6 protein-coding genes are annotated in these 4206 nt (G+C 48.9%); all 6 read left to right on the forward strand.

What is annotated here, in order from left to right:
* A partial coding sequence (locus Pmgp_RS18760) for a hypothetical protein (protein WP_205078032.1) occupies positions 1-266 on the forward strand: 266 nt, incomplete at its 5' end.
* Between the two features lie 303 nt (positions 267-569).
* Positions 570-821 carry a ribosomal L7Ae/L30e/S12e/Gadd45 family protein gene (locus Pmgp_RS18765; protein ID WP_134216144.1) on the forward strand — a complete coding sequence of 84 codons (252 nt, stop codon included), beginning with the start codon at positions 570-572 and terminating at the stop codon, positions 819-821.
* A 145-nt stretch (positions 822-966) separates the two neighbouring features.
* Entirely contained in the window at positions 967-1341 is a 375-nt protein-coding gene (gene rpsL / locus Pmgp_RS18770; protein ID WP_134216146.1) for a 30S ribosomal protein S12, read from the forward strand.
* A gap of 117 nt (positions 1342-1458) precedes the next feature.
* Positions 1459-1929, forward strand: coding sequence for a 30S ribosomal protein S7 (gene rpsG, locus Pmgp_RS18775; protein ID WP_134216148.1), 471 nt, complete (start codon positions 1459-1461; stop codon positions 1927-1929).
* Positions 1930-1943: 14 nt separating this feature from the next.
* Entirely contained in the window at positions 1944-4019 is a 2076-nt protein-coding gene (gene fusA, locus Pmgp_RS18780) for an elongation factor G (RefSeq protein ID WP_134216150.1), read from the forward strand.
* 76 nt (positions 4020-4095) lie between these two features.
* A partial coding sequence (locus Pmgp_RS18785; protein WP_134214976.1) for a GTP-binding protein occupies positions 4096-4206 on the forward strand: 111 nt, incomplete at its 3' end.

Raw genomic sequence — 4206 nt, forward strand, 5'->3', positions numbered from 1 at the left:
ACATTTTTTCACATGACTGGAATGCGATGCGGGGGTATCATTACCTCATGCATATCGCCCGTATGTTAAATGAAATGGCGCTTCATTCGCTTTACCTGACGGAACATGTCAAAACAGTCGGGGTTCAGTCTTTCATCAAGAAGTTTTATGAAGCTATGACCTATAGTGAGTTGGATACAGGGCGGCTTCGCCGGCTGACCGAATCTCCCGGTCAATTGCGACTAGTGCGCGAAGAAAATTGGAAAACAAGCCGTTTGGCGGCATAGCGAATTGAACTGATACAGACAGCTTAGGCAGCGGTTGCGCGGCGCTACTCGTCTTTCCGTTGAAGATGTCCGGCATGCTAAAACGAGCAGAAACGGTTTAGTTAAGGATGTGTTGATACGGATAAACCGGTGATTTTTGGAATAACCGAATAGGCAATAGTTGCGAAAACGTCAATTCCAGACCCCGCAAGATTTAAAAAACATTTTCATGCGTCAGCTCTGAATGGCAAGCCAGGTAATTGACAATGTTCTCTAGTAATGATACGATATTAAAGTGTCTGATTTCAGGAGGCTTATACTGCTATGGTTTATGAGCGTCTGCTGTCGGCACGTAAAAAAACCGTAGGCGCCAAGCAAACCTTGAAAGCAATTGAACGAGGTCAGGCCAAAGCAGTGTTTTTGGCGCAAAACGCCGACCGGTTTGTTACGGAACCCATCCTCAGGCTAAGTACCGCCAAGGGGGTCCCGGTTATTCAAGTTGATTCCATGCTCGCTCTCGGCAAGGCCTGTCATATTGACGTGGGCTGCGCCGCAGCGGCGATTACGGAGGAATAACTTAGTAGAATTCAGTAGTCAGGAGTCAGAATACAGAATAAAAAACATATTGGTTTGGTCTTTATCTTTCTTCTGACTCCTGAATTCTGAATTCTGGATTCTTAAATAATTTTTATTTACCGGAAGGAGGTGTATTTTAAAAGATATGCCAACGATCAGCCAGCTTATCCGCAAGGGTAGGGAAGAAATAACCAAAAAGTCAACTGCCCCGGCATTAATGGGATGCCCGCAAAAACGCGGTGTTTGTACCAGAGTGTATACCACAACACCTAAAAAGCCTAACTCCGCATTGCGTAAAGTGGCACGGGTAAGGCTCACTCATGGTGTTGAGGTGACTTCCTATATTCCGGGTATCGGGCATAACCTGCAGGAGCACTCGGTGGTCCTGGTGCGCGGCGGCAGGGTCAAAGACCTGCCGGGTGTCAGGTATCATATCGTACGGGGTGCGCTGGATTCCGCGGGTGTGCAGAATAGAAACCAGGGACGTTCCAAATACGGCTCCAAAAGGGCGAAAAAATAATCAATTAAGAATTCAGAAGACAGAATTCAGAATTCAGAAGAAAAGATTTTATTCTGTATTCTGACTCCTGTATTCTTAACAATTTGACTCTACTTTCGCAGCAAAGGGGGGAAATGTATGCCGAGAAGAGGAGCAATCGCAAAACGTGAAGTGCTGCCGGATCCTGTTTACCGGAGCAAGACTTTGACCAAATTGATCAACCAGATGATGCTGAAGGGTAAAAAGAGCCTCGCTGAAAGAATTATTTACGGGGCTATGGACATCATTAAAGAAAAAACCGGTAAAAACCCGCTTGAAGTATTCGAGACAGCGATGAAAAATGTTATGCCCGTGCTGGAAGTGAAAGCCCGCAGGGTTGGTGGAGCCAACTACCAGGTCCCTGTTGAGGTGCGGCACGACCGCAGGCAAACTCTGGCCATCCGCTGGCTTACCAAATATTCCAGAGATCGCGCCGGCCGGACCATGGAAGAAAAACTGGCCAGTGAAATTTTGGACGCGGCTGCAGGTACAGGTGCTTCCGTAAAGAAAAGGGAAGACACTCACAAAATGGCGGAGGCCAATAAAGCATTTGCGCACTACAGGTGGTAAAGGAGTGATCTTGAATGACGCGTCAGATCTCGCTGGATAAGACACGAAACATCGGAATAATGGCCCACATTGACGCCGGCAAGACCACTACTACCGAAAGAATTCTATTTTACACCGGTAGGGTTCATAAGATCGGGGAGGTTCACGATGGAACGGCGACCATGGACTGGATGGCACAAGAGCAGGAGCGGGGGATTACCATTACCTCCGCTGCTACAAGCTGCCTCTGGCGAGATTGCCAGATTAATATCATAGACACACCAGGACACGTGGACTTTACAGTCGAAGTAGAGCGCTCCCTGCGCGTGCTGGACGGCGCGGTTGCGGTATTTTGTTCAGTTGGAGGTGTAGAGCCGCAGTCTGAAACAGTATGGCGGCAGGCTGATAAATATGGTGTTCCGCGCATAGCCTACATTAACAAAATGGACAGGGTTGGCGCCGATTTTTATGAAGGCGTGAAAATGATCAGAGAGCGCCTGGGCGCGAACCCGGTTGCCATTCAGATGCCTCTCGGTATGGAAGACAGCTTCTACGGTGTAGTCGATCTGGTACGCAATAAAGCAATTATTTATAGCGGTGATCTGGGTGAAAGTTATGAAGAGACTGATATACCGCCTGAAATAAAGGAAGAGGCCAAACTGATGCGTGACCGCTTGATTGAAGCGGTAGCAGAAACGAACGAGGATCTTATGCTTAAGTACCTCGAAAACGTGGAGCTTTCTGAAGAGGATATTAAAGAAGGACTGCGCAAGGCAACCCTGGCAGTTCATATAGTACCGGTGCTTTGCGGATCTTCTTTTAGAAATAAAGGAGTACAGCCGTTACTGGACGCGATAGTTGATTATCTGCCCGCCCCCACTGAGGTGCCTGCCATCAAGGGAGTGAATCCTGAAAATGGGCATGAGGAGATGCGACTCGCCAAAGACAGCGAGCCATTTTCAGCTCTGGCCTTTAAAATTATGGCTGATCCTTATGTGGGTAAACTTACTTTTTTCAGGGTCTATTCGGGGAAGCTTAAATCCGGTTCCTATGTTTTCAACCCGGTTAAGAACCGCAAGGAAAGAATAGGGCGGATTTTGCGCATGCACGCCAACCACCGGGAAGATATTGAAGAAGTCTCGACGGGAGATATTGTAGCCGCAGTAGGTTTGAAAATGACCGCCACCGGTGATACGCTGTGCGATGAAAAAGCACCGATCGTGCTGGAGTCCATGGTGTTTCCGGAGCCGGTCATCCATGTGGCCATCGAGCCTAAAACAAAGGTTGACCAGGAAAAAATGGGGGTCGCGCTGCAAAAGCTGGCGGAGGAAGATCCTACTTTTCGCATTAACACTGACCCCGAAACGGGCCAGACGCTTATCTCAGGGATGGGTGAACTGCACCTGGAAATCATTGTGGACCGGATGCTGCGAGAGTTCAAAGTTGAAGCCAATGTTGGCCGGCCTCAGGTGGCTTACAAAGAGACTGTGCGTAAAAAAGCCAAAGCCGAGGGCAGGTTTATCCGCCAGAGCGGCGGCCGCGGCCAATATGGCCATGTGGTGCTGGAAATAGAACCGGCTGAGCCCGGTGCCGGCTACCAGTTCACCAACAAGATTATTGGCGGTATTGTTCCCAGAGAGTATATACCGGCTGTTGACTCCGGTGTCAAGGAATCCATGGAAAACGGGGTCCTGGCCGGATTCCCGGTTATCGACGTGAATGTGACCCTGCTTGACGGGTCCTATCACGAGGTGGACTCATCGGAGATGGCTTTTAAAATTGCCGGCTCGATGGGATTTAAGAACGCAGCCTTAAAAGCAAGCCCGGTTCTTCTGGAACCTGTAATGAAAGTGGAAGTGGTAGTCAATGATGAATATATGGGTGATGTTATCGGCGACCTTAATGCAAGGCGCGGGCGCATCGAAGAAATGGGACCGCGCGGCGGCAGCCAGGTGATTAACGCTTATGTGCCGCTGGCGGAAATGTTCGGCTATGCCACTGAGCTGCGCTCCCGTACGCAGGGAAGGGGTACTTACACCATGCAGTTCAGCCATTATGCGCAGACGCCCGATAATATCGCTGAAGGAATTATTGCCAGAAGACACGGGTAAAATATGGTACATCTAAAAAAGAATTATTTAAGTCAAAAGTAATCTCATCAACTTCGAATCTAAGGAGGAAAACCAAATGGCAAAACAAAGATTTGAGCGGACCAAACCACACGTTAACATTGGCACCATTGGTCACGTGGACCACGGCAAAACAACCCTCACCGCGGCAATCACCCTGGTGTTGCAC

The organism is Pelotomaculum propionicicum, assembly GCF_004369225.1.
In the GTDB taxonomy this organism is placed as follows: domain Bacteria; phylum Bacillota; class Desulfotomaculia; order Desulfotomaculales; family Pelotomaculaceae; genus Pelotomaculum_B; species Pelotomaculum_B propionicicum.

Excerpts from the sequence above, each read along its gene's own strand:
- Pmgp_RS18765 (WP_134216144.1), top strand. The coding sequence starts at position 570 with ATGGTTTATGAGCGTCTGCTGTCGGCACGTAAAAAAACCGTAGGCGCC.
- rpsL (WP_134216146.1), top strand. The coding sequence starts at position 967 with ATGCCAACGATCAGCCAGCTTATCCGCAAGGGTAGGGAAGAAATAACC.
- rpsG (WP_134216148.1), top strand. The coding sequence starts at position 1,459 with ATGCCGAGAAGAGGAGCAATCGCAAAACGTGAAGTGCTGCCGGATCCT.
- fusA (WP_134216150.1), top strand. The coding sequence starts at position 1,944 with ATGACGCGTCAGATCTCGCTGGATAAGACACGAAACATCGGAATAATG.